The organism is Streptomyces sp. NPDC059875 (genome assembly GCF_042731085.1).
Classification (GTDB): Bacteria; Actinomycetota; Actinomycetes; order Streptomycetales; family Streptomycetaceae; genus Streptomyces.
Genome location: NZ_JBHWJZ010000025.1, coordinates 19,500 through 43,608 on the forward strand (window position 1 = coordinate 19,500; position 24,109 = coordinate 43,608).

General features: G+C 68.9%; 23 protein-coding genes and 2 pseudogenes. 10 read left to right on the forward strand and 15 right to left on the reverse strand.

What is annotated here, in order from left to right:
* Positions 1 to 284 precede the first annotated feature (284 nt).
* On the forward strand, positions 285 to 2,183 hold the full coding sequence (locus ACFV9D_RS27155; protein ID WP_385151442.1) for a ricin-type beta-trefoil lectin domain protein: 1,899 nt from the start codon (positions 285 to 287) through the stop codon (positions 2,181 to 2,183).
* Between the two features lie 54 nt (positions 2,184 to 2,237).
* On the opposite strand, the gene ACFV9D_RS27160 is transcribed toward ACFV9D_RS27155, so the two are convergent.
* From ACFV9D_RS27160 to ACFV9D_RS27170, 3 genes are all read right to left on the reverse strand, one after another.
* On the reverse strand, positions 2,238 to 3,044 hold the full coding sequence (locus ACFV9D_RS27160) for a GNAT family N-acetyltransferase (RefSeq protein ID WP_385151445.1): 807 nt from the start codon (positions 3,042 to 3,044) through the stop codon (positions 2,238 to 2,240).
* 100 nt (positions 3,045 to 3,144) lie between these two features.
* A complete protein-coding gene (locus tag ACFV9D_RS27165; RefSeq protein WP_385151448.1) occupies positions 3,145 to 3,372 on the reverse strand; it encodes a hypothetical protein in 228 nt (75 codons plus the stop codon).
* 186 nt (positions 3,373 to 3,558) lie between these two features.
* Positions 3,559 to 5,010: an endonuclease/exonuclease/phosphatase family protein gene (locus ACFV9D_RS27170; protein ID WP_385151451.1), complete on the reverse strand. Its 1,452-nt coding sequence runs from the start codon at positions 5,008 to 5,010 to the stop codon at positions 3,559 to 3,561.
* A gap of 120 nt (positions 5,011 to 5,130) precedes the next feature.
* Here ACFV9D_RS27170 and ACFV9D_RS27175 point away from each other — a divergent pair.
* Positions 5,131 to 5,295 (forward strand): annotated as a pseudogene (locus tag ACFV9D_RS27175) (IS5/IS1182 family transposase); the annotation flags it as partial.
* Between the two features lie 9 nt (positions 5,296 to 5,304).
* Here the strand turns inward: ACFV9D_RS27175 and ACFV9D_RS27180 are convergent.
* Together ACFV9D_RS27180 and ACFV9D_RS27185 are read right to left on the reverse strand one after the other, a co-directional pair.
* Positions 5,305 to 5,652, reverse strand: coding sequence for a hypothetical protein (locus ACFV9D_RS27180; RefSeq protein WP_385151454.1), 348 nt, complete (start codon positions 5,650 to 5,652; stop codon positions 5,305 to 5,307).
* 395 nt (positions 5,653 to 6,047) lie between these two features.
* Positions 6,048 to 6,851, reverse strand: a complete 804-nt coding sequence (locus ACFV9D_RS27185; RefSeq protein ID WP_385151457.1) for a hypothetical protein — start codon at positions 6,849 to 6,851, stop codon at positions 6,048 to 6,050.
* Between the two features lie 299 nt (positions 6,852 to 7,150).
* Here ACFV9D_RS27185 and ACFV9D_RS27190 point away from each other — a divergent pair, with 299 nt between their 5' ends.
* Positions 7,151 to 7,687, forward strand: coding sequence for a hypothetical protein (locus ACFV9D_RS27190; protein ID WP_385151460.1), 537 nt, complete (start codon positions 7,151 to 7,153; stop codon positions 7,685 to 7,687).
* Positions 7,688 to 8,096: 409 nt separating this feature from the next.
* On the opposite strand, the gene ACFV9D_RS27195 is transcribed toward ACFV9D_RS27190, so the two are convergent.
* Positions 8,097 to 8,843, reverse strand: a complete 747-nt coding sequence (locus ACFV9D_RS27195; RefSeq protein WP_385151463.1) for an SDR family oxidoreductase — start codon at positions 8,841 to 8,843, stop codon at positions 8,097 to 8,099.
* Between the two features lie 109 nt (positions 8,844 to 8,952).
* Between ACFV9D_RS27195 and ACFV9D_RS27200 the strand changes: the two genes are divergently transcribed.
* Positions 8,953 to 9,459: an RrF2 family transcriptional regulator gene (locus ACFV9D_RS27200; protein ID WP_385151465.1), complete on the forward strand. Its 507-nt coding sequence runs from the start codon at positions 8,953 to 8,955 to the stop codon at positions 9,457 to 9,459.
* Positions 9,460 to 9,833: 374 nt separating this feature from the next.
* Here the strand turns inward: ACFV9D_RS27200 and ACFV9D_RS27205 are convergent, their stop codons facing one another.
* The 6 genes from ACFV9D_RS27205 to ACFV9D_RS27230 form a co-directional block, all read right to left on the reverse strand.
* The gene (locus ACFV9D_RS27205) at positions 9,834 to 11,018 is read right to left on the reverse strand and encodes an RNA polymerase sigma factor (protein WP_385151746.1); all 1,185 of its coding nucleotides are present in this window, start codon (positions 11,016 to 11,018) and stop codon (positions 9,834 to 9,836) included.
* 8 nt (positions 11,019 to 11,026) lie between these two features.
* Positions 11,027 to 11,434, reverse strand: coding sequence for a YciI family protein (locus tag ACFV9D_RS27210; protein ID WP_385151468.1), 408 nt, complete (start codon positions 11,432 to 11,434; stop codon positions 11,027 to 11,029).
* Between the two features lie 647 nt (positions 11,435 to 12,081).
* Complete coding sequence (locus ACFV9D_RS27215) at positions 12,082 to 12,825, reverse strand: VOC family protein (RefSeq protein ID WP_385151470.1); 744 nt, start codon at positions 12,823 to 12,825, stop codon at positions 12,082 to 12,084.
* 733 nt (positions 12,826 to 13,558) lie between these two features.
* On the reverse strand, positions 13,559 to 14,158 hold the full coding sequence (locus ACFV9D_RS27220) for an SMI1/KNR4 family protein (protein ID WP_385151473.1): 600 nt from the start codon (positions 14,156 to 14,158) through the stop codon (positions 13,559 to 13,561).
* A 666-nt stretch (positions 14,159 to 14,824) separates the two neighbouring features.
* Positions 14,825 to 15,361 carry a hypothetical protein gene (locus ACFV9D_RS27225; RefSeq protein ID WP_385151476.1) on the reverse strand — a complete coding sequence of 179 codons (537 nt, stop codon included), beginning with the start codon at positions 15,359 to 15,361 and terminating at the stop codon, positions 14,825 to 14,827.
* Between the two features lie 21 nt (positions 15,362 to 15,382).
* Positions 15,383 to 15,820 (reverse strand): SMI1/KNR4 family protein, encoded by a 438-nt coding sequence (locus ACFV9D_RS27230; protein ID WP_385151479.1) that lies wholly within the window; start codon positions 15,818 to 15,820, stop codon positions 15,383 to 15,385.
* Positions 15,821 to 16,700: 880 nt separating this feature from the next.
* Here ACFV9D_RS27230 and ACFV9D_RS27235 point away from each other — a divergent pair.
* Positions 16,701 to 17,510 (forward strand): annotated as a pseudogene (locus tag ACFV9D_RS27235) (transposase); the annotation flags it as partial.
* Here the strand turns inward: ACFV9D_RS27235 and ACFV9D_RS27240 are convergent.
* Together ACFV9D_RS27240 and ACFV9D_RS27245 are read right to left on the reverse strand one after the other, a co-directional pair.
* Entirely contained in the window at positions 17,493 to 18,107 is a 615-nt protein-coding gene (locus ACFV9D_RS27240) for an IS5 family transposase (protein WP_385151482.1), read from the reverse strand. The pseudogene ACFV9D_RS27235 and the gene ACFV9D_RS27240 sit on opposite strands and share 18 nt — an antisense overlap.
* Positions 18,108 to 18,140: 33 nt before the next feature.
* Positions 18,141 to 18,725 carry a DinB family protein gene (locus ACFV9D_RS27245; protein WP_385151485.1) on the reverse strand — a complete coding sequence of 195 codons (585 nt, stop codon included), beginning with the start codon at positions 18,723 to 18,725 and terminating at the stop codon, positions 18,141 to 18,143.
* Positions 18,726 to 19,046: 321 nt separating this feature from the next.
* On the opposite strand from ACFV9D_RS27245, the gene ACFV9D_RS27250 reads away from it, so the two are divergent.
* The 5 genes from ACFV9D_RS27250 to ACFV9D_RS27270 all read left to right on the forward strand — a co-directional run bounded on the left by ACFV9D_RS27250 (position 19,047) and on the right by ACFV9D_RS27270 (position 23,233).
* On the forward strand, positions 19,047 to 19,565 hold the full coding sequence (locus ACFV9D_RS27250; protein WP_385151488.1) for a cupin domain-containing protein: 519 nt from the start codon (positions 19,047 to 19,049) through the stop codon (positions 19,563 to 19,565).
* Positions 19,566 to 19,911: 346 nt separating this feature from the next.
* Positions 19,912 to 20,163 carry an antitoxin MazE7 gene (locus ACFV9D_RS27255; RefSeq protein WP_385151491.1) on the forward strand — a complete coding sequence of 84 codons (252 nt, stop codon included), beginning with the start codon at positions 19,912 to 19,914 and terminating at the stop codon, positions 20,161 to 20,163.
* A 3-nt stretch (positions 20,164 to 20,166) separates the two neighbouring features.
* Positions 20,167 to 20,544 (forward strand): toxin Doc, encoded by a 378-nt coding sequence (locus ACFV9D_RS27260; protein WP_385151494.1) that lies wholly within the window; start codon positions 20,167 to 20,169, stop codon positions 20,542 to 20,544.
* Positions 20,545 to 20,990: 446 nt separating this feature from the next.
* Complete coding sequence (locus ACFV9D_RS27265; protein ID WP_385151496.1) at positions 20,991 to 22,142, forward strand: tetratricopeptide repeat protein; 1,152 nt, start codon at positions 20,991 to 20,993, stop codon at positions 22,140 to 22,142.
* A gap of 8 nt (positions 22,143 to 22,150) precedes the next feature.
* Complete coding sequence (locus ACFV9D_RS27270; RefSeq protein ID WP_385151749.1) at positions 22,151 to 23,233, forward strand: polyprenyl synthetase family protein; 1,083 nt, start codon at positions 22,151 to 22,153, stop codon at positions 23,231 to 23,233.
* Positions 23,234 to 23,356: 123 nt separating this feature from the next.
* On the opposite strand, the gene ACFV9D_RS27275 is transcribed toward ACFV9D_RS27270, so the two are convergent.
* Positions 23,357 to 24,049 carry a hypothetical protein gene (locus ACFV9D_RS27275; protein WP_385151499.1) on the reverse strand — a complete coding sequence of 231 codons (693 nt, stop codon included), beginning with the start codon at positions 24,047 to 24,049 and terminating at the stop codon, positions 23,357 to 23,359.
* Positions 24,050 to 24,109: the final 60 nt, after the last annotated feature.

Genomic DNA, 24,109 nt, shown 5'->3' on the forward strand with positions numbered 1-24,109 from the left:
GCGTCGGGGGACTGACATCGCTGTCGGAACCGCTTCCGGAACCGGTTCCGACGCGGTGCGGTGAGTCAACCGCCATGCCACCATGGCGTCAAGACTTGACGCGGACAACGGCTGAATCGCAAGTGCCGTACCTGCGGCGCCAGTTATGTGTTCAGGATCTGAATGCGCGAGACCTTGACGGGCGCCTCTCGGAGCAGTTCACTCACGCCTCGGTCCATCACTCGGTCCACGGACTCACCCCCAGATCCACAGACCCCCCACACCCTGCCGAGAAGGGCACCGACATGTTCCGTTCGACGCACAGGCCGTCGGCCACCGGCCGACTCGCCAGAGCGCTCCTCGCGGGCGCACTCACCACGGCCGGCCTGACCGGCCTCACCGGACTCTCCGCCGGCACCGCACAGGCCGCCGGCGAGCAGGTGAACATCTGGCTCACCACCACCGACGACTCCGGCGGCCGCCACGTCACACGCGGACTCCAGCAGCAGACCCCCGTAACCTTCCAGAGCGGAAACGGGGGTGGCGGCACGAACATCACCGTCGACGAGAACACCCGCTACCAGACCTTCACCGGTGGCGGTGCCTCGTTCACCGACACCGCCGCCTGGCTCATGAAGGGTTCCGGAGCCCTGTCCCAGGCGACCCGCGACGACACCATGAGGAAACTCTTCTCGCCGACCGAGGGCATCGGCCTCTCCTTCGTCCGCAACCCCATGGGCGGCTCGGATCTGGCCCGCTTCGGCTACACCTACGACGACCTTCCGGCAGGCCAGACCGACCCCACCCTCGCCAAGTTCTCCCTCACGCACGACCTGCAGGACGTCCTGCCCCTCACCCGGCAGGCCAGGCAACTGAACCCCCAGCTCACACTGGTCGCCTCGCCCTGGACCGCACCCGCCTGGATGAAGGACAGCGGTCAGCTCAACGGCGGCTGGCTGAAGGCCGAGCACTACGGCACCTACGCCGACTACTTCGTGAAGTACCTCCAGGGATGGCGGGACCAAGGCATCCCGGTCGACTACGTCACCGCCCAGAACGAGCCGACCTGCTGCTCCGGCTACCCCTCGATGAGCTGGAACGCCTCCGGGCTCTCCTACTTCACCAAGAACGAACTCCTGCCGAAACTCCGGTCGGCCGGCCTGACCACCAAGGTCCTGGCGCACGACTGGAACTGGGACACCTACGACGCCTACGCGGCGCAGACCGTGAACGACGCCGACGTACGCAGCCACCCGAACTTCGGCGGCGTCGCCTGGCACGGATACGGCGGCAACGTCACCAAGCAGACCGAGGTCCACCAGCAGTACCCGCAGCTGGCCGCCTTCCAGACCGAGCACTCCGGCGGCACCTGGATCGCCCACCAGCAGCGCGAAGACATGATGAACATCATCGACTACACCCGGAACTGGGCGAAGTCGGTGACCAAATGGTCCCTCGCGGTCGACCAGAACCGCGGCCCGCACAACGGCGGCTGCGGCACCTGCGACGGCCTGATCACCGTCCACAACGGCGACTCCCGGCACGGTCAGGTCGACTACACCGTCGAGTACTACACCATGGGCCACCTCACGAAGTTCGTGAAGCCCGGTGCCCACCGCATCGCCTCCACCGGCAGCTCGACCGTACCGAACGTCGCATGGCGCAACCCCGACGGCTCCAAGGCCCTCATCGCCTACAACGACTCCACCAGCCCGCAGACGGTCACCGTCAACTGGGGCACCCAGAGGTACACGTACGCCCTGCCCGGCAGGACCTCGGCCACCTTCACCTGGTCCGGCAACCAGACCGGCGACCCCGAGCGGACCGGCACCCTGGTGGGCCTCGACGGCAAGTGCCTCGACGTTGCCGGCGGCTCCAGCGCGGACGGTACGCCCGTGCAGCTCTGGGACTGCAACGGCTCGGCGGCGCAGCGCTGGACGATCCGCAGCGACGGTTCGGTCCAGGCCCTCGGCAAGTGCCTGGACGTGTCCGCCGGCGCGACGACGGACGGAGCCAAGGTCCAGCTCTACACCTGCAACGGCTCCGGCGCGCAGCACTGGCGTCACGAGTCGACCTCGGCCGACCTGGTCAACATCCCCGCCGACAAATGCCTGGACGCCTCCGACAACACCTCCACGAACGGCACCCGGGCGCAGATCTGGTCCTGCACCGGAGCGGCCAACCAGAAGTGGCGCCTTCAGTAGCACGAACCGCGACGGCGGCGGCCGGCTCGGCAGGACGGCTTCGCCGCGGCCTGCTCAGCCGGCGGCAGCCTGAGAGGGGAGTGCTGTGAAGGTGGCCTCGGTGAACTCGGTGACCTCGGAGAAGCCGAGCCTGCGGTAGAGCCCGACGGCTGTGGCGTTGTCCGCCCGGACGTTCAACCCGATGTGGTCCACGGTCTTCCCGAGCCGCCGGCACAATTCGGCGACGCAAGCTCCGGCCGCTCCCTGCCCGCGCACGTCGGGGTGGGTGGTGACGTTCCCGATCGCGGCGACCCGGTAGGCAGCCGAGTAGACGTGCACGCCCGCGACGGCGACCAGCTGTCCGTCGTGCCGGGCGCCCAGGTACTGGCCGGTGTCGAGCATCCGGTGGTCGAACCAGTTGCCCGGATACGCCTGCGCGAACAGTGCCAGCAGCTCCGGCAGGTCGGCCCGGCCCAGCGGGGCGGGCCGCCAAGGGCCGTTGGGGTGCGCAGTGGTGCGGTCGGGATCGGTGAGCGCCATCCGCAGCAGGGTGCCGTGCGGCTGCACCGCGTACGCCGACTCGAGCACCTTGGCGGCTGCTCCGGTCAGATGCCCGAAGAAGCGCCGGGGGAGGACGGGCAACAACGAACCGGCCAGTTCCTCCAGTTCCGCGGCATCCCCGGGGCGGGAGAAAGCGAGCAGGGTCGGGATGTCGCCGACCGAATACAGCAGCGCGACAGGACCGTTGTGCGACACCGTGTACCAACTGGTGTGGGGCCACAGCAGATCGTCGAGGTCGCCGAGTTCCATCAGGTGCATCGACGGGTCGCGTCCGAAGCGGTCGGCCAGGGCGGATCGGTCGTGAAGACTGCGCAGGGTCACCCGCCCAGCGTACGGCGCTGCTTGAGTTCTCCCTGGCGGCGGGCCCGCCCCGGCCTCGCAGTGCGGTGCCGAACGGCGTTGGTGGCGCGCGGGTTCGGGGTCAGAGGATGTGGATGCGCTCGAGGGAACCCTCGGTGTCGCGGATCATGAGGTCGTGCCCCTTGGCGCGTTCGCGCTCGACGAATCCCAGGAGCAGGATGGCTCGGTTGATGACGTCTGCCTTGCTGACGCCGCTCTCGGCGACGAGTTCCGAAACCGCGGTCACGGCAGGGGGGCAGAGCGTCACGGACAAACGCTCGCTGTCGGGGTGGGAGGGGAGCTGGCTCATGGCGGTACCTTTCCAATCGATCGACGAATCTGCGCACCAGCATGACACGAATGTGGTGCATAAGTGCACCACATTTACGCAACTCTCGTGATGGCTGCCGGGATCCGGCCCCAGGGCGGCCGGGTCGGGGGCACGTGATGCGCCGCCCGGCCCGGAGTCTGTCCGGCTCGTTGTCCCGGAAGCGCTTCAGGAGGTGGTCAGGTTGATCATCTTGTGGTCGGACAGACCGCCGTCCACGACACGGCAGGCGTAAGAGGGCCCCTGAGGGCCGAAGATGTAGTCGATCTTGTTGCCGCCATCCGTGGCCTCGCCGGTGTGCGGTGAGGTCGGAGTCGGCTGCCCGCACTCCTGGTGGCCGGGGTAGAGGGTACTGAGGTAGCCGACGTCTTGCGTGGTGGTGTTGAGATCGCCGCCGTAGTAGGTGGTGTAACCGCCGGCAGTGAGCGTGTCGACGTGCTCGCGCATCTTCGCAGCCTGCTTCGGACGGAAGAGGTTGTCGGGATCCCTGTCGTCACCGGCCGGATTGCCGTTGGAGTCGCGGTAGGGACCGCTGCTGAAGTGGGCGTTGCAGTATGCGGAACCCTCGGCCGGAACGACCGCGCAGAGCATGGGCCGCTGCTCCTTGCCGGTCGGCGACGGCAGAACGGTGCCCTGGTACCAGGTGTTGCTGTCGGGCACGGCAAGGGCGATGCCGAAGGCTCCTCGGTCGATGTGGTCAGTGCCGTCCGAGCAGTTCTTCTGCGCGTGGATGACCGTGCCGTCGGTTGCGGTGGCCACCCTGTAGTACGTCGGCATGAACCGCACATCCAGTTGGCCGGCCCAGTCCTCAAGTTTCAGCTCCAGGGGTTTGGCTGACTTCTCGCAGATCTCCTGGAAGAAGATCGCGTCGGGCCGCCTGGTGCCCATGGCGAGGTGGAGAGCAGCCGAGACATCGTCCGCGACGGTCGCTGGCGGGGCGTACTCCAGACCGCAGTCGGGGTCGGGGTTGTTGTTGGCGCAGATATTCCATGAGACGACGTCGCGTGCCTTGGGGGCCTGGGCGGTCGGTGCGGGCATGTTCCCGGTGTAGGCGCCCTCCGGTCCGATCCTTTCCAGAGTGAAGCGCTCCCAGGAACCGAGGTCATCGGGATGGGTTACGGACGTACGCGCGCGCAGCAGCCCGTAGTCGGGGTAGCTGCCGAGTTCCGCCGCAACGTACTTGTCGTTGTGGGCCATGAGGCCGAAGGTGCCTCCGGCCAGGGGCTTCAGCCTGAAGCGCTCCCAGGATCCGGTGGTCGTTCCGCGGGTACGCAGCAGGGATTCGCCGGCGTCGCCCTCCGCCGTGACGTAGTTGCCCGTGGCCTCCGAGCGGAAGCTGACCGTCGTCCCGTACTTCTTCACATCCGCGACGTAGTCGGTGTGCAGGGTGAACAGCTCCCACCCCTTGGCCGTGGTGGCCTCCGGGTTGGCCCTGAGCTTCGTGTCACCGTTCGGCCCGGCGTACACGGTCACGTAGTGGCCGTTGACCTTCAGCGCCCACCTCTGTCCCGCCGACGACGGCGGCACCGCGGTATCTGCGGCGGCCGACGGCGCGGCCAGCGCCAGGGCGCTGACGGCGATGAGCACCGCCGCCATCGCGAGCCGTATTCGCTTCAGCATTGCCTGTTCCCTCGTGAATGCTCCGCACTCGTGTGCGGAGATGAACGAGGCGAGTCAAGCATGATCGAGATTCAAGGGAACACGAACAAAGCCTTTTGAGTCCGGCCGCCCACAAGGGGACCGCCCGCCTTCGATCGCGACGCCTACAAACAGCGCAACACGGCCGAGCGGTGCATCAACCGCCTCAAGCAATGGCGCGGCCTCGCCACCCGATACGACAAGACCGCCACCGTCTACCTCGCCGCACTCCACATCGCTGGAATCTTCATCTGGTCCTCGAGGTGATTTCAGGCCTCAGGCAACCGCTCGAACAACCGCCAAGGTCAGGGCGATACCGGCCGTAATACCCAACACCAGAGCGGTGATGGCCCCCGTTCGGCCGACGCCCTGCTCGAACGGGACACTCGGCACAACCTTGTGCAGCACAGGCGCCACTACCGCGATGAGACTGAAGCCGACACCAAGGCGCCAGTACGTCCCGCCTGAGCACGAAGCATGGAAGCGACCTCCGCAACCACTCGGTTCCACGGTGAAGCCCGTCACGACGAGGAACAACGCGCTGGCATACACCGCGCCAAACAGCACCGTTACGCCGAAGTCGATGCGCCGCGCTCTCGCAGAGCTGTTGCCGTCACCTGCCACGTCGCCCCCCAAGCGCGCTGAACCAAGAGCGCGGAGTCTACTGCGTCGGGGCTGCGGCCCGTCAGCGACGGAAGATCCTCTGATCCGAAGGAACAGCCCTAGTTGAGCCTTTCGGTCGAGAACAGTCGGCCGAAACTTCAGGGTGGGGACTTTGGCACGGCGAAGATGACACGGTGTCCGCATGCGTTCACGCGACTGCGCTGGTCGCCGCCGGGCGGCCCGAGGAAGCCCGGAAGGTCGCGCCGGTGGCGCTGGAGGCGGACGGCCTCGAGCCTGCGCTCCTCCTCGCGGCCGCCCGTGGGAGCATGGCCGACACCTGGGCGGCCGACGCGGGATCCCTTGGCGGCTTGAGGCCGCGGCGCCGCCGGCACTGCTGGGCAGTGTCACAGCTCCACTCACCGCTCCGCGGTCGTCACGTGCGCTTGTCCCGGACGGGCGGATTCGACGAAGGGTGTGCGCAGGTCCGCGAAGCGTTCCATGAGCGGGTCGCGGATGAGGCCGCCGATCATCTGCGGCCAGGCTGCGGGGACGCGGTCGGCGAGTGCGAGCACCCGGGATGTCTCATCACTCGAAAAGCACTGGCTCTCCTGGAGACAGAACTCCAGGAGGTCTCGGTCTTTCCACCTCTCCTCGTCATCCTTGCTGGACCAGCCCATGAGGAGATCCCACGCGACGAACGCGGCGCCGTGGCAATCGTGATCGGAGGTCTCTGCGTTGAAGGGACCCCAGCCGGACTCCAACGCCTCCAGCGCCGAGCGGAGCACGGCCCGGTCCAGGGCGAGCCTCTCCAGCGTCCGGCAGTACTCCAGCAGAGCCTTCGCCGCACGCAAGAGGTCCGGTGGAGCCAGCAGCTCCAGCGGACCGAACGCCGTCTCCACGGCCATGCCGTGAGCGTCGAGCTGTGCGCTGCGCTCATCGTGATCGACACTGGGCAGATGCCGAACTGTGCGCGCCAGTGCGTCAGCCGCACGGAGGAATACCGAAGACGTGTCGGTCAGCGCGGTCTGCTGCAGTAGTTCGTGCTCGCTGCGCGTTTGAACATGTGCCGCAGCGAGGGAGGCGTCGGCCTGGCTGAGACCCGCACTCAGTGTCGCGTCTGCCGACCGCTCACCGCTGCGCCTCGCCCACAAGGCGGTCATGAAGCCGACAGGAAGTGCGAGTAAGGCGGCTGCAACAGCGCCTAGTTCTGCCACATTCATGGACTGATGCTGCCTGGCCCGACAGTCCGCACCGGGTCCATGGCAGATACTGCCGCAAAGTGACAGGCTGTGATCGTCCGCGGTGTTCCTCACCGCCTTCCCGCTGCCTTCCACGGCATCCCTCTTCCTGGCGTGGACGGCACGGGTGCGAACCCGTCCACGGTTGAGGGCAGGGGTGGAAGCCTGGGGGCAGTGCTGGCAAGGGGGTTCCATCGGGATTCGCCGGACCCGCGTCCGATCGGCGGTCTACGGTACGGATATGCCGCGCCGTCTGCCGCGGTCACATGAGGAGGAATCCTGTGTCTTCGCCCTGCGACCCCCGGTACGCTCCCGCCGGCGATGTGGGTGCAGCGCTCATGATGATCGACTCTCGGCTCAAGGCCATCTACGACGGAAGAACCGGGACCGACCCCGAACAGCAGCGGCTGATCGCCCAGTTCACCGCGTCCTTGGGCCCCAGGGGAGTCGATGAAGTGCTGGACGGCGCGTGCACGCTCATCTTCATGTTCATGAAGTGGCTGCGGATGGCATATGAGGATCACGACAAGGACGTCATCGAGTACGTGGTGCCCAACCTCGTGGCCGCGATGCGGATGATGCCCAAGAGCGTCCGTCCCGAGGCCATCCCCACCATGGCCGGTCTGGTCATCGCGGCCGGCACCGGCCTGAGCCCCAGCCTGTGGCGCAGGCAGTACGGAGACTGGACCGAGACCGAGATGAATCCCCTGGAAGCCACGGCCTTCCTGCTCGCGGAGCACATCAACCGGCTTACCGACGACCGGGACTTCGCCACCCGCCTGATCACTGAAGCCCTGTCCAGCTCGGAGCAGGACTGACATGGCGGCCAACGGGGCCCCGGACCGTCCTTCGCGCCACGAAAGCGCTGGTCAGGAGGTCGCAGGGCGGCCGCTACGACCCGCCCAGCACTCGTGCAGGTCAGGCGTTGGCGCCGCCGGACTCGTCATGGGCTCCTGACCCGGGACGGCCGTGTCCGGGAAGCCGGACGCGCGAGGTCGGACACGTCGGTGCGCCCCGGCGGGTTCCAGCTCCAGATGGGGCGGACGAGGGTCCGAGTGACATCGGCATGGACGTGGTGGCCTGGGCTCTGACGCGACCGCTTGTGAGTCGTCCCGCGATTCGTCGGATCACCCCGGCACACGGCCGGGGTGATGAGCGACCGGTCGGCAGAAGGCCACGTGATCCGCCGGCGGGTAGAACCCAGGCGGGTCGGACGTCCGGGTGCGGTCAGCCGGCGTGGGTGGTGCTCAGCCAGTCCCGGTAGTGGGTGGGGGCGCGGCGGGCGTCGGAGCCCGCGGTGAGGACGTCGCCGCGGATGGCGGCGAACATGCCCGCCTGGTCGTCGGTGACGACGCGGCGGCCGTCGCCGTGGGCGGCCAGCGTGATCCGGCCGATCTCGTCCAGCGCGAGGACGTCGGGTCCGGCAACGTCGAGCGTGCCGTTGAGAGGCGCCGCGGTGGCGACGTCGGTGAGGGCGTCGGCGACGTCTGCGGACGCGATCGGCTGCAGGGGGGTGGCGGGCAGGCGGACGACGCCGTCGACCGAGGTCCAGGACATCACGGCGTCCATGAACTCGAAGAACTGGGTGGCGCGGACGATCGAGTACGGGGTGGGTCCGTCGCGCAGCAGATCCTCCTGGAGCAACTTGGCGCGGTAGTAGTCCAGCTCGGGGACCTGGTCCACGCCGACGATCGAGAGGGCGACCTGGTGGCGCACTCCTGCCCGCTCGCCCGCACGGAGCAGGTTGCTCACGGTGGTGCGGAAGAAGGCGGGGGACTGGTCGTCGAAGGTGGGGGAGTTGGTCACGTTGACGACCGTGTGGGCGCCGGAGAGGGCCTCGTCCAGGCCTGCGCCGGTGAGCAGGTCGACCCCTGAGGAGAGGGATGCCGGGACCACGTCGTGGCCGGCGTTCTGGAGGGTGGCGACGAGCTGGGAGCCGATGAGGCCGGTGCCGCCGATGACGGTGATCTTCATGGTGTGCCTTCCTTCGCGGGCCTGTCATGACCCCGGGACGCAAACTCGGATACCCGATGTCCGAGATTCTACTCGGATAGTATGTGTCCGAGTCAAATGGGGAGGTGGCATGAAACTGTCCGGTGGCGTGGAGTGGGCGCTGCACTGCTGTGTGGTCCTGACGGCGGCAAGCCGACCGGTGCCGGCGGCCCGGCTGGCGCAGCTGCACGACGTGTCGCCGAGTTACCTGGCCAAGCAGATGCAGGCACTGTCGCGGGCGGGGCTGGTGCGGTCCGTGCAGGGCAAGACCGGCGGATACGTGCTGACCAGGCAGGCCGCTGAGATCACCCTCCTCGACGTGGTGCAGGCCGTCGACGGGCCCGATCCGGCGTTCGTCTGTACCGAGATCCGCCAACGCGGTCCCCTGGCGACCCCACCGGAGAAGTGCACGAAGCCGTGCCCCATCGCCCGGGCGATGGGTGCCGCGGAAGCCGCGTGGAAGGCCTCGCTCGCCGGGATCACGATCGCCGATCTCGTCGCCTCGGTGGAGGGCGACAGCGGGCCCGACGCGCTCCCCGGAATCGGCTCCTGGCTGACCGCGGGACCCGACGCGAAAGCAGGCACGGACGGCTCCTAGGCCCCTGTCCGGAGGGGAAGCCGTGCTGGTTGGGACCTGGCGAGGGATGAGCGAATGGGCGACCCCCTGCCTGACCACGGCCCGTCGTGGGCAGGCGGCCCCCCACCCTCCGAAGCCACGAGCGACGGCGCAACGAGCGTCTGAAGGTCTACAGCGAGCGGGAGAGCAACCGCCTGGAGCACGTGCGCGAGCTGCGGCGGGTCCTGGAGTACAAGGAATTCGCCGAGGCGGCGCCCTACCTATGGACCTGGGTGGACGCACGGTTCCCCGCCGGTGACGCGTTGTGCAGCTGGTCCCGCGCCCCGCCCACTCACTGTGAGCGCTCCGGCCGCGTGGGCGCGGCCAGAGCCGCGGGAAAATCCGAGCGCGATCCGTCAGCAAGATCGGCGGGCGTTGAGCCGGGCGGCCTGGCGCGTCAGGTGGTCGCGCTCGGCAAGATTGGGTGCCTTGTGGGCGGCCTCGGCGTACAGCCGTGCCGCCGTCGCCAGGTCGCCGTCGCGCTCGTGGAGGTACGCCGCCACCGCGGCGTGGCGGGGCAGTGAGGCGTCCAGCGCCGCGAGCGCAGCCAGGCCGGCGCGCGGTCCGTCGGCCTCCCCGACGGCGACCGCGCGGTTGAGTCGGACGACCGGACTGTCGGTCAGGCGCGTGAGCTCGTCGTACCACTCGACGATCTGCACCCAGTCGGTCTCCTCGGCGGTGGGCGCGTCGGCGTGGAGTGCCGCGATGGCGGCCTGGGCCTGGAACTCGCCCAGCCGGTCGCGGGCGAGGGCCGCCTGGAGGATCCCGACACCCTCGGCGATCAGCACAGTGTCCCACCGGCCGCGGTCCTGCTCGGCGAGCGGCACCAGGCTGCCGTCGGACGCCGTCCGGGCGGCACGCCGGGCGTGGTGGAGCAGCATGAGGGCGAGCAGCCCGGCTACCTTGGGGTGGTCGATGCGGGCCGCGAGCTGCCGGGTGAGCCGGATGGCCTCGGCGGCGAGGTCGATGTCGCCGGAGTAACCCTCGTTGAAGACGAGGTAGAGGACGCGCAGCACGGTGGCGACGTCGCCGGGCCGGTCGAAGCGCACGCCGGAGACGGTGCGCTTGGCCCGGCTGATGCGCTGCGCCATGGTCGCCTCGGGCACCAGGTAGGCCTCGGCGATCTGGCGGGTGGTCAGCCCGCCGACGGCGCGCAGCGTGAGCGCGACCGCCGATGCCGGGGTCAGCGACGGGTGGGCGCACAGGAAGTAGAGCTGGAGCGTGTCGTCCACCGCGGGCGCCGGCCCGGGAGCAGGCTCCTCCTCGACGCGGTCCTCACGCCGGCGGCGGGCGGCGTCGGCGCGCGTCGCGTCGAGGAACTTGCGCCAGGCGACGGTGACCAGCCAGCCCTTGACATCCCGAATGGGGTCTCCCCTGCTCGAGCGAAGCCGAGAGCTTGGGGAAGGGTCGGCCGCCCAGACCCGGAGCGCCTCGACCAGAGCATCCTGCACGGCGTCCTCGGCCGCCGCGAAGTCGGCTCCGCGGCGGACGAGGACGGTGAGCACGCTCGGTGAGAGGCTCCTGAGCAGGACCTCGTCCATCGGTGACGTCACTCCGTGATCGTGGGCTGCTCGCCGTAGAACGGGCGAACCTCCAGCCACTCGTGGATCGGCTTGCCGCCTGCCCCAGGGGCGGCCGACAGCTCCCCGGCCAGCTCGACGGCGCGGTCGTAGCTGTCGACGTCGATGATCATCCAGCCGGCGATGAGGTCCTTGGTCTCCGCGAACGGTCCGTCGGTGACCGGCGGGCGCCCCTCACCGTCGTAGCGGACCCACGCTCCCTCGGGGGCGAGCGCCTGACCGTCGACGAACTCGCCTGTCTTCTCCAGCCGGGCTGCGAAGTCGTTCATGTACTGGACATGCGCCGAGATCTCCTCCGGGCTCCACTGGTCCATCGGCACGTCGTTGACCGGAGCCGGGGCGCCGCGGTAGTGCTTCAGCAGCAGGTACTTGGCCATCGTGGTTCTCCTCGGTTCTCGTGCGACCCATTGTGGTCGCGTTCACCCCGGGGACGGAGCCGGACGCGGGTTCTCGACATCGCCGTCCGATTTTTTTGGGCGCTTGTGGATGAGCCTGGGTGAGCCGTCTCATGGTGTCCGGTTCCGGAAGGGAGGAGTTCACCGAAGACTGACCAGGTCAGGTACGGACACGGCGCCACGGATTGTCGTACGGGCCGCCGCACGTGGTGCACGACGCGGCGTCGAGGGCGGCGTCCGGGCGCCCATCCGGCTGCTGGGCTCGGCCGGGTACTGGCGGCCGGAGAACGTCACGACCAGCTGCGGCTGCGGATACGTGCAGGGGCCGCCCGCTGTCAGCGCGGCACGGCGGCCCTGGTGACGGCGCTATCAGCGGGCGGGCTGACAGGGACTGCTTCGGTGTGCTCCGTCTTCCGGCTGTCGATGGGAACGTGGCTCGGGGTGTCGGGACTGTCAGTGTCAGAGCCAGTCGCGGCGGCGTCGGGCGGCGCGGAATTCGTTTTCGGCGACTCTGTCGGCGAGCTGGGAGGTCCCGGTTAAGGCGTGGCCGCGGCGGCGGACGACGTCGACGGGGACGCTAGACGGGTCCGGTGGCGTGGGCGTGGCGGAGCAGGCGGGGAGGCTCCGCGTCAGGCCGGGCCGAGGACGCAGAACTCGTTGCCTTCCGGGTCGACCAGGACCTTCCACGGGAAGTCGCGCCGGCCTGCGTCGGCGGGCGTCGCGCCGAGGGCCTTGAGCCGGGCCACCTCCGCCGTTTGACCGTCACCGTCAAAGGGGTAGGGCGCCAGGTCGAGATGGACGCGGTGCCGCATGTCCTTCAGGTGGGGTGTGCGGAGGAACTCCAGATACGGGCCGACACCCCGGCCGGAGCGCAGCAGCGCATGATCGTCGGTCACCTCGTGCAGGGGCCAGTCCATCGCCTCGCCCCAGAACCGGGCCATGACCCGCGGGTCCGCGCAGTCGACGACCACCGCGGCGATCGGCCCGGTGTCCCGGAAGATCTCCCGAGGCTCCAGGACGCAGAACACGTTGCCCTCCGGGTCGGCCAGAACTGTCCGAGCGAGGTTGCCCTGGCCCACATCGGCGGGCGTCGCGCCGAGCTCCTTCAGACGCGCGACCAACTCCGCGTGATGAGCCACAGAGGTGGTGGCGAGTTCAATGTGCGCACCGTAATTCACTGTCTCGGGGTCCGGGACGGCGATGACTTCGACGCGGACGGCGGCGGGGTCCGGCCAGGCGGAACCCACGGGCTTGACGCTGGTCGCACCGGGTTCCTCGCTGGAAACACTCCAGCCGAGCGCCTCCGCCCAGAACCGGCCCAGCGCGGAGTCGTCCCGGGCTTTGAAATTCACCTCAAAGAGTCGCAGCGCCATGCCGCCAACCGTATCCCCATGGGACGAACTGACAGTCGGGGCAGCTGAATTCGGACGGGCGGCCGGAGGTCGATCACGACTCACCACCCGGGTACGGGTCCGCCCGAAGTTCGAGGCCGCGCTCGCCGCCGCCCGGGATAAAGCCCCACGCGCCGCACTGCCGGGTCGTCTTCACCGCGTACGAGATGAAGCGGCAAGGAGGCGACGCCGGCCGAGCTGACCGCGCTCGCCGACCACCTCGCAGCCCACGGCAGTTCGCCTTCTTCGCAGCCATGGCGGAGACCGAGCGGGAGAACATCCGCGAGTCGACACTGGAGGGGCTCGACACCGCCGCCAGCAACGTCAAGGACGACGGCCGGCCCGCCGGTCATCACCGACGACATGCTGCACGCCGTGCTCCGCCGACGTACAGGCGGCGAGACGGTCGAGCAGATCCAGCCCGACCTGATCATCCCCACCGGTAGGCGCAAAGGGCAGAACCGAGCCCGTCCAGCATCGCCGTGCTGGCCGAACACGAGAAGCGGGCGGCGGGCCCCGAAGCCGTCACCGCGGCGCACACCGACTTCGCCGCCCTCCAGGCCGCCGGGGGCGTTCCGGGGCAGACTCCCGCTAAGGAGTCGGCGGGCCTCTCCGGGCCAGCCCAGAGACCATGGTCAATCTCAGCGCTGAGAGATCGTCTCGATTGGAATGTGCGCAGCTTGGTGGGTGCCTCGCGGCGGTGTGGGGGAGAGGGTTACATGCCCCGGTCCGGTCCGTTCCACGGCTCTGGACGTTCGCCGGCGGTCATCGGGAGCCGGCACAGCTGTACCGGGCCGGGGCAGAAGGCGGAGCTGTTGGGGCCGGCCATGTCTTCGCCGATGAGGTAGCGGTAGAGCCATTCGGCGAAGCCCATGTCGTACCGTGCCCAGCCACCCTCCCCGTCTTCGATCAGGAGCCAAGGCGCCGCGCTACCCGCTGCGACGAGGAAGACGGTCTCGCCGCGGTCGGTGCTCGTGATCGGCCACAGCCCGTCGTAGGTACCGAAGCGCAACTCCTCGAGTCCGAACAGGAGGCGTGGGTCCTCATCCGGGTCGAGATCCCCCCAAGGTACGTCGGACCAGGCTTGGACGGTGTCCCGGATCTGTTGGCCCAGATTCCAGCGTTCGGTTGCGGGGTGGTGCAGGTACAGGTGGCCGTTGAGCTGGATGGGAGCGTATGCGTCCACGAAGACCTGGTAGTCGCACGGCAACTGGATTCCGAGTTCTGCGTGGAGCTGGTCCCAGGCGGCAGGATCTGCGTAGCGGTTCTGGGCTGGACCGAGCATCGCCATGGCAGCGGTCAGATAGTCGGTCATGGCGTCCTTACTGGTTGTGCACCCGCCCATGGTGCATCCGGTTACCGCATGGATCATCCCAGCTGCGGCGATCTCCGGTAGGGCGGTGAGTCTGCGGTAGAGGAGTCGATGCCCCTCTGCGCGAGATGCGAGGTGTGATGTTGCGGAAGCGGAGCCACGTCCGCTGTGGGTCGGAGTCGTGGTCTTTTGCGCCATGCAGCTTGGCAGGTCGGCGGCGGCGCGAAGTGTCGGTGCGCGGTCGGCCGGAGAGGCCGAAGACTGGTGGCCGTTGCCGTCACGTGCAACCGGTCGTGGCCACGAACACAATGGCGGCCAGCACCGGTCGGTCCCCATACCGGCCGTCGGCCCCCACCTTGCGGTGCACCGGCGCCGCCGCAACGAACCGTTGGACCGCCGGGGAGGGGCAGTCGACAAGAAGGGCTGCAGGAGCGTCGCTCCATGCGGCTCTCGAGCGCCGCCGGAAGGAGGTGCCGCGAAAGGTTGCCGCCGGGGCCCGAAACCGCTAACGGACAGGAGCCCGCACGAGGTGGGCACGTAGCCGCGTACCGGATTGCGCAAGTTGGCGTGCACGCCGCCAACCGGTGCCTTCGTGGGACGTCTACGACCGTTTCACATACCCGACGTGGACCAGCAACACGGTCTCGGCCTCGCCCCTCAGTCAGACCTCTACTGGACCGGACCAGCCAGTGTTTCGATGGGCAGAGGCGGCCACTCCTGCTCTTTCCGCGTAAGGCTCGCCAACTCTTCCGGTGGTTCGGCGCCGTCGCGAACGCTCGTGACGTAGGCCTTTGCTTGCTGCAAGCTCAGCCGCGGGGCCTGCTTGCGCAGGTGGCCCATCGCGGCCACGACACCGGCGGAGCGGACGAGGGCGCGAACAGCGGAGGCCAGTGGGTCAGGCCGCCTGATGCCCTTGGTCTGTAGGAGGTACTGCTCCTCCCAGCCCTCGTCCTCCCACCACGCGGCGTGCACGTGGTGGATGCTCCCATCGTGCCGGTCCACCAGGTAGTGGCCGCCGACGAAGCTGCCGCGCACGTCACGGGCGCGGGCCTGCTCCGCCGAGCGCCAGAACACGAGCCAGCCGACGGCGCGTTCCTCCACGTGGTAGACGTCCGGTGTGGGGGCAGGCCCCCTCCACGGCCACGTCGGCAGCTCTCTGCCCAGGAAGGACTCGACGAGCTCAACGGCACGTTCCTTGGAGATCACGATCTCATCGTCAACCACAGGTCAACCGGTTTTCGGTAGGCCGGCGCCATCCCCACCGATCTCATACGCGGTCTCGGAGTCGTCCCATTTCCATCCGGTTTCGGGGAACTGCTCGAGCAGGGCAGAGAACGAGGTTGCTTGGTGGATGGCGGACGACCAGTCCTGAGCGGAGACAACGAGCAGGACCAGAGGCGGGGGTTCCTGCCGAAAGTCGTAGGTAAGCATTTCGCGGCTTCCGTCACCGCCGATGACGACGCTCCCGGGGAATCGTTCCTGGAACTCGCCGGCCTCATTCACTTTGATGAGCTCCGTGATGGCGTCGATCATCAGGAAGTCGTCCGCAGGAGGAACGAACCGGGCCATGCGCCCTTCTGCGGCCAGGAAGTGTCGGTAGTCCCCGGGAAATCGGACTCCGAAGTGGCGCTCGGCCTGCGCGATCTGGTCGTCGTTCGAACTCATGAGGACGTTCTATCAAGGCCGTCATGCCTGGTGGTCGATGGCTGCCTTGAGCTACGGCGAGCAGGACACGCTTCCGGCGGAGGGGGTCCGGGCAGAACATCGGCGAGTAGGCCACGGTGTACGCGTTCAGCACGGCGGGATCGGAACGCGCCGGCTTCTTCCCGGCACAGAGCGAGAACTGATCGCTCACCTCAACGGTCTCTGCCGCTGGACGCTGGACGCTCCACGCCGCGCAGCCGACGGCCACCTCACCCACGCCCACCCGGCGGCGGATCGTGGCCGCGGCGGGGCGGTATGCGGCCGGTCATCCGGGAGGGCCTTTCACATGCCTCATCGGCAATGCGCTGCCTGCTCCTCGTTGGCGCCGTCGCGCATGTAACCGACTTTCCTCGCCGCGGCCTTCAGGGGTACGACTGGGCTCCGAGGTGGCTCAACCTCTACTGGTCCTCGCTGGCGTTCCTCGCCCCGCTCGCAGCTGCGCTTCTGATCAGCGGCACGCGTCGAGGGACTGACCTCAGATCGTGGACGGATCTCTCGATCCCGCTACCGGCGCCCACCTGATCTGGGCCGACGTCGCCGATGACCTCAACTATCCCGATGACCTGCAGCCACTCGTCTCGTGCGCGCTCAACCTGGATGACTGGCACGAGAGTTGGGTGTCTCCGTCGAGGCGCTGAAGGAGGAAGCGATCGAGGCAGCAGAACAACTCCTGAGCAAGCAGCCGCCGGGGGAGCACAAGGACTGAGAGGGTGTCTCACGTGGCAAGTTTCGCGAGCTTCTTGTGGCAAGTCAGGGCGGCGGCCAGGACGAGGAAGGCGAGGAAGTGCGAGCCCTTTCGTTCGTGTCGGACGGTGAGGCGGCGGTAGCCGAAGGGCCAAGCGATCGCACTCAAGCCGGCAACAAACTCCGTTCCCACCTGCGCGAATACTTCCCCGGCTTCCTCGCCGCCTTCCAGCCCAGACGCGAAGGGCTGTGCTCGAAGACAGCCCGCGTCGTGCTGGCCGCCGCCCCCACCCCGGAACAGGCCGCCAAGCTCACCCGCACCCAGCTGTGCTCGCTCCTGAAGAAGGCCGGCCGCCAGCGCGGCATCGAGGCGGAGGCCGAACGGCTCCGCCAGGCCCTCCGGGTCCCGCAGATGCGGCAGCTTCCGCAAGTCGAACAGGCCATGGGCCGCCAGGCCATCGCTCTGCTGAGACAGCTCGACGCCGCCTGCACCAGCGCAGACGACCTGACCGCTGCTGCGGTGGAGTCTTTTGAAACGCACCCGGACGCCGAGATCATCACCAGCTTTCCAGGGCTCGGGTTCCTCACCGGCGCCCGGGTGCTCGCCGAGATCGGCGACGACCGATCCCGATTCACCGACGCGAAGGGACTCAAAGCCTTCGCCGGGGCCGCACCGGTCACCCGGGCGTCCGGCAGAAGCCTTGCGGTCATGGCCCGCAGGGTCAAGAACCAGCGCCTGGCCTCGGTCGGCTACGTGTGGGCCTTCGCCGCACTGACCGCCTCTCCCGGCGCCCGAGCTCACTACGACCGTCGACGGACCGGCGGGGACCGCCACACCGCCGCCCAGCGCAATCTTTTCAACCGCATGCTCGGCTGCCTCCACCACTGTCTCACCAAACGAACCCACTACGACGAAGCCACGGCATTCCCCACCGCCCAAGCCTCTCAACTATCCGTTGCGGCTTGACAGATCAACTGCATCGGATGTCTTGTCCGCGCGGAGTTTGACGGGTCGGCGCCGCCGTGGTCCCTGGCGGGACCGGACGGCGGGTATGCCGCGGATGAGCGGTTTGAGGGCGAGGCTGTCGTGCATGGTCGCGCCGGACACGGCGACGGCGAGCGGGGTGCCCTGGGCATCGGACAGCACGTGCAGCTTGCTGCCCTTCTTGCCGCGATCGACCGGGTTCGGCCCGGTCAGCGATCCCCTTTTGGCGCGAACGGAGGCCGCGTCGACGATCGCCGAGGTCCAGTCCACTTCGCCCCGGGCCCCGAGGTCGTCCAGCACCGCCCGGTCCAGCCGACACCACAGGCCGGCCTCGGTCCATACCGTGAAGCGGCGGTGCGCGGTGGCGGGCGACGTGCCGAATGTCGGCGGCAGATGCCGCCAGGCACAGCCGCTGGTCAGCGCGTACACCACTGCCGTGAACACGGCCCGCTCGTCACGCGGAGCGGTCCCACCACCTTGCGGACGAGCAGCGAACGACGGTAGCAACGGGGCGGCCGGCTCCCAGAGTTCATCAGGAACCAGACGCTTCCATAGATCGGCACCCACGACCGGCATCATGCCGCACGAACATCACCTCACGTGAGACACCCTCTAAGCCTTGATTGGTGCGGCCGACCTGGCGGCCTGCTCGATCTTCGCGCAGTAGGCTGCACGGGCTTCCTCGTCGATCTGCTTCTCGTGTTCGGCGCGCAACCCGGTCCGGCCGTCGAGGCCCTCGCGCAGGATATCGGCGTGCCCGGCATGCCGGATGGACTCGCCGAGGACATGGACCATAACGGCGAACAGGTTCGTGTCGGCATAAGGCTCCGGCCACCACGGCACGTGGCCGGGGGCGTCGAGGGGAAGCTCGTTGATCGTCGCGTCCGAGTGTTCCCACGTGCGCCGGTAGAACCCGATGATCTGATCGCGGGTCTCGTCCTCGGTCGCCCACAGATCGCTGCCGTCGGAGTCCTGCCACCGGGGCAGCGGTTCCGGGGAAGGGCGGTCGAAGACCTCGCCGAAGTACCTGGCCTCGACGGTGGCCACGTGCTTGACCAGGCCGAGGAGGTTGGTCCCGGTCGCCGTCAAAGGTCGGCGGGCGTCGTATTCGGACAAGCCGTCGAGCTTCCAGAGCAGCGCCTCGCGGTCCCGCCGCAGTCTCTTGTGCAGGTTGTCTTTCGCGAATTCATCGATCATGCGGCATGAGCCTGTCATGGGCTGCTCGTGGTCTCAAGATCCCGTACATGGTCCGCAACGACTGGCGGAGCCGAGGCCGGATGTCATGGCGCCGCGCCGACCCGTGATGGAGCCGCATGTCCGGATCTGCAGGGGATTCGTCATGGCGCCCTGGCAGCCCAAAACTGACGATGGAGGCCGTACCGGGACTCGCCGCGCAGCGAGGAAGGGAATCGTGGACGGCTCCACGAATTCACTTTCCGCTCCTTCGGCGTGCGCCCTGAGAGCCCGAAGTGTAAGGGGACATCAATGCATGCCAAGGCCAGGAACATCACCGCGGTTATGGCTGCCGTGACTTCGGTTGCCTTGCTGGCAGCCTGCTCGTCCGGCGCCGAGGTCAAGGCTGGCCAGGACAACAAGGAGGGCAGCAGCACGGCTGCGACGGCGTCCCCGGCAGTCACGGCGCCGACGAGCCCGACGGCAAGGAAGGGCCCGTCCGAGTTCCTCTCCTTCCCCTCGTCCAGCCGGACGTGGAAGGAACTTCCGGGGTCGGGCGGCGTGAAGTACGCGAACGTGCGGGGCGATCTCGCGGGGAGCGGCAGCTACGAGGCGTTCGTGTCCTTCCCCGCCGGGAAGGACAATCCGATGCATGTCCACAGCCAGGACCTCCCGACCGTTGTCCTCAAGGGCACCTTCTACGCGGACATCGACGGGAAGCGCGTCCAGTACCCGACCGGCTCCTACTACCGCCTCCCTGCAGGCAAGCCGCACCTGAGCGGATGCGAGAAGGGAGAGGACTGCCTCCTCTTCCAGTACCAGGATGACCAATTCGACCTGGTGCCCGCCAAGGCCGGGCAGTAGGCCAGGCCGGTCTAGGCCGCCTCGGTCCCGCCCTATTAGTTGAACGGCCGCGAAATGGGCAGCGGGCAGCTGTTGATTTCGGGGCTGGGTTGCTTCTTTTGGATCACGCGCTGAGGGGAGCCGACGCCCGGCGTGCGGTGCGGCGGCTCGTGAATGCTCCTGTCCAAGAGTGCGGATGAGGTGCTGCGGCGGGCGGCGGCTCAGGTCGTGCCCACGAGTGAGCGGCCAGGTCCCACGAGGACCTGGCCGCTCTTTGAGCCTTCGGCCGGTTCACCGACCGCCTGCTCATCCGCTCTTCGCTCCGAAGGGGTAGCCGCCTCCGTATACCGCGCGGCATACTCGATGCATGGCCGATACGACCGTCAAGATCGACGACACGACTCGAGACCGACTCAAGGCCCTGGCCGACGACGCGGGCATGTCCATGAAGGACTACCTCGCGCAGCTGGCCGCCGAGAAGGAACAGGAGCGTCTCCAGGACACTGCGACCGCCGCCTTCCGCCGCGCTATCAGCGCCCCAGGGATCATGGACCGATTCGACGCCGACTTCGGCGGGCTCCCGTCGGTGACCAAGCACGAGAACCCGCGGGCGGCCTGACCTGTGGATCTGCACATCGACCACCGATGGCTCCTGGAACGCCAGGAAGACATCCTTCGCAAAGACCTCACGGTCAACGACCTCTCGGTGCTGGTCGGCATGGCCGGCCGCCACCGGGTGAACACCCCCAGTCTCGACCAGGCGGACCCGGACGCCTTCTGGCGCGCTGCTGTGCTCCTGGAGGAATGCGTCCTGCTGCGCCCCCTCCCCGCTCGGAACGAGCTCTACGGTTACGGCATCGCCATCTCCTACCTGGAGGCCTCCGGCCTCCGCGTGGACACCTCGTACGAGCCGTGGCGCGACCTGATCCACGAGATCCGGTCGCTGCGCCTGGACTCCTACGACATCGCCGATCGCCTGAGGTCCTGGCGCACCTCGTAGAGGGCCGTCGCCCGGTGGAGCGGCCGACCGCCGCCGGCACGCGCCCGGGCGGACGCCGGAGGGGCGGAGACACCCATCCCGGTCGCGCTCGCCCCCAGCCATTCCCCGGCTGCCCGATTGAGACCGAAGCAGACCCTCGGCCTCGGTGCGGACGGGCTCGGGGCGGCCCTGGGCTACCTCGCCGACGCGTCCGCGATCGGCCTGTACCTCGACGAGGCCAGCCCCGCACGGGGCGGCAACGGACGGGGGCCTCCTGTCTGGAGATGCTCCTGCGGGATTCTCCTGAGGCCAGCGGGTGTCGTACGTCTTACTGAGGAGTCCTCGGTGGGCTGCGTAGCACTTCGGGATGACCCGGCGCCCGTACGGAGATGGACTTTTCAGCCTCTAGGGAACCTCAGCCTTCCGTCGTCGTCTTGATCACCAAGTTCGACTGGAGGAGGGTTCTGATGGCAGGTCAGATATGTGAGGCGGGACGGACGAAGGCGTCCGCGCCGGAGTACCAGGGGGTTCTCGGGTCGCTGTCGGTGAACGCTCCGCTGGCCGAGGTGCTCGCCCGGGGTGTCGAGGAGCTGCGGGCGGCGGAGCGGGCCGGTGACCGGCAGGGGGCGGCGCGCTGCGGGCTCGCCGTCGCGGAGGCCTGCCGGCGGCTGGGGCGGATCGAGGAGGCCGACCGGGCGTGGAAGGCGAGTTACCGGGCGGCGCGTTCGGCAGGTCACGAGGGAGCGATGGCGTGGGCGCTGTGGAGCGGTGGCACGCTGGCCCGGCAGCGAGGGGCGCTCCGGCTGGCGTACCGGTTGCTGCGGCTGGCGGCCGAGATGGGCGAGCGCGGCGGGGACGTCGTCGTGCGGGGCTACTCCCTGGCGGGGCTTGCCGAGACGGGGCGCATACAGGGCGATTACGCGGCTGTGGGCAGGCTGCACGAGCAGCTGCTGGCCGAGGCCCGTCGGCGCGGTGAGGCCCGGCATACGGTGTGGGCGCTGGAGGGCATCGCGCAGATGCACCGCAACACCGGCGCCTACGACGAGGCGCTGGCGCTGTTCGAGGAGGCTGCCGAGACGGCGTTGCGTGCCGAGGACCGGCGCGGGTGGGCATGGGCGCTGCGAGGCGTCGCCGATGTGGTGTCCGCGCGGGACGGGGACGTGGAGCGTGCCCTGTCGCTGCTGTCGCAGGCGGAGGAGGCCTGCCTGGAGATGCGGCTGTCGAGCGCGCTCGCCTACAACCACAAGATGCGTGGCAACGTGCTGTACCGAGCGGGCCGTTACACGGAGGCCCGTGAACTGTATACGCGGGCCCTTGAGGAGTTCCGCGAGATGGAGGAGCCGCGGGGCACAGCGCTTTCGAGGCTGGGGCTGGTCAAGGCGCGCGCCCGGCTGGGCCAGGAAGCCGCCCAGAGCGTCGCCGAGCTGACGGAGCTGCGCTCGATGCTGGACCGCATCGGTCTGCGGCACGCCCAGGAGATGGTGGAGAAGGCGGCGGCCGAGCTGGGCGTGGGGCCGCTGCCGGACGAGGCCGCAGACGGGCCAGGAGCCGGCGAGCCGGTGCTGTTGGCGGCCGGAGTCGACGCGCTGCGGGCGGCCGATGCGGAGGGACTGCGGTGAGTTCCTCCCTGACGTCGACATCACCGGCGCCGGTGACGTCGTCCTCGCCCCTCACAGCACAGGGCGCGGCGGCCCCGGCCGTGGCGCGCTGTCGTGAACTGGTGCGGCCCGCACTGGTGGAGGCGGTGGGGCGGCTGCATCCCTGGACCGGCGAGATGGCGGCGTACGCGCTGGGCTGGAGCGATGCGGCCGGGACGCCGGATCCGGGCGGCTCGGAGGGCAAGGGAGTGCGGCAGGCGCTCGCCGTGCTGGCGGCCGAGGCCGTGGGAGCGGACGGCGCCGTCGCCGTCCCCGGCGCGGTGGCCACGGAACTGGTGCACACCTTCTCCTTGCTCCACGACGACATCATGGACGGCGACGGCCTGCGTCGGCAGCGTCCGGCGGTGTGGAAGGCCTACGGGACCGGTCCGGCCGTCCTGGCCGGCGACGCCCTCCACGCCCTGGCCGTGCAGACTCTGGCCGAGGCTCCGAGCCCCTGGGCAGGGGCCGCGGTCCGGCACCTGTGCGGGACGCTCAACGCGCTGGTGTGCGGGCAGGCGGACGACCTGCGGTTCGAGCAGCGCCCGTGGAGCGGACCCGGCGCGGTGGAGTTGGAGCAGTACCGGTCGATGGCGGAACGGAAGACGGGGGCCTTGCTGGGCTGTGCGATCGGGCTCGGCGCGGTGCTCGGCGGCGCTCCTGCCGGGACTGTTTCGGTGCTGGAGCAGGCCGGGCGTCATCTGGGCATCGCCTTCCAAGCGGTGGACGACCTGCTCGGCATCTGGGGTGACCCGGCGGTGACTGGCAAGCCCGTCCACAGCGACCTGCGGCAGCGCAAGAAGACCTACCCGGTCCTCGCCGCGCTCGCCGCAGGCGGAACGGCCGCCCGCGAGCTGGCGGCGCTGCTGGAAGCCCCCGGGCAGCTGCGCGGCACGGCAGTGGCACATGCCGCTGTGCTCGTGGAGGAGGCGGGCGGGCGGGCCGCGACCCGTGACGAGGCGCGCCGGCATCTGGCCACCGCCCGCCGCGGCCTGCGGGAAACGTCACTCGCGCCTGAAGCCGCCGGGGACTTGGACGCGCTGTTCACCTACGTGCTGGACCGCAGCTGGTGATACGCCGGCACCACGTGCGCCGGACGTGTGCCCTTTCGGGCACGCCCTTCGGCGCACTACCGGGTGTGTAGGGCGGCCTCTTTTGGCGCCCCGCCGTAACGGCTCTGTCCGGCCCCAGTAGGCTCAGTAGCGGTGGTCGGGCCAGTGCGGGTCATCCCAGCGGGCGGGGCCGGTGAGTCCTATCAGCCGTATCCGGTGGAGCAGTTCCTCGGAGCTGCCCTGGGCATTCAGCCGCGCGGGTGCGACGCGGACGAGCCATGCCGCAAGCTCGCTACGCCAGGCGTCTGCGTCGATGTCCCCCGAGTGCCACGACTCCCACGGGAGTTGGTCCGCGAGCAGGTCGTACTCCCAGAGGGAGGCCGCTTCGGCCAGGTGCTGGTCGGCGACGGGGTGGTTGAGTGTCTCCCAGGTCTCCAGCCACGGGCTGAGCGTGGCTGATGCCTCGGCGCACAGCTTGAGGAGCTCGTGCGCCGGGAAAGTCGGTTCGCGTTCGGTGAGGGTATGCGCCCACCAGGCGTTCAGGAACTCCCGGACCGCCGCGGTCTGATCTGCGGGCCACTGTTGCCAGTGGCCGCGAGCGAACGATTCTCCGACCCACTCGGCGAGCGTGGGTTCGACGAGTCCGTTGACGAGTGCCCTGGCGAATTGAGGGAGGATGCGGCGGAGTACGGCTCCGTGATCGTTCCAGTCGGGGGCGTTCCAGGTGCGGTGCAGTAGGTCGGCTTCGAGCTCCACACCCGGGACCTTCAGTTGTGCAAGCTCTTCTTCGCTGCCCCAGTGGCACTCGCACTGGGTCTCGTCGCTGCGAGCTGTCATGCCGCGAAAGGTGACCGTCAAACAGTCCAGTGCCTGGTCGAGTCGGAGTCGTGCGGGAGT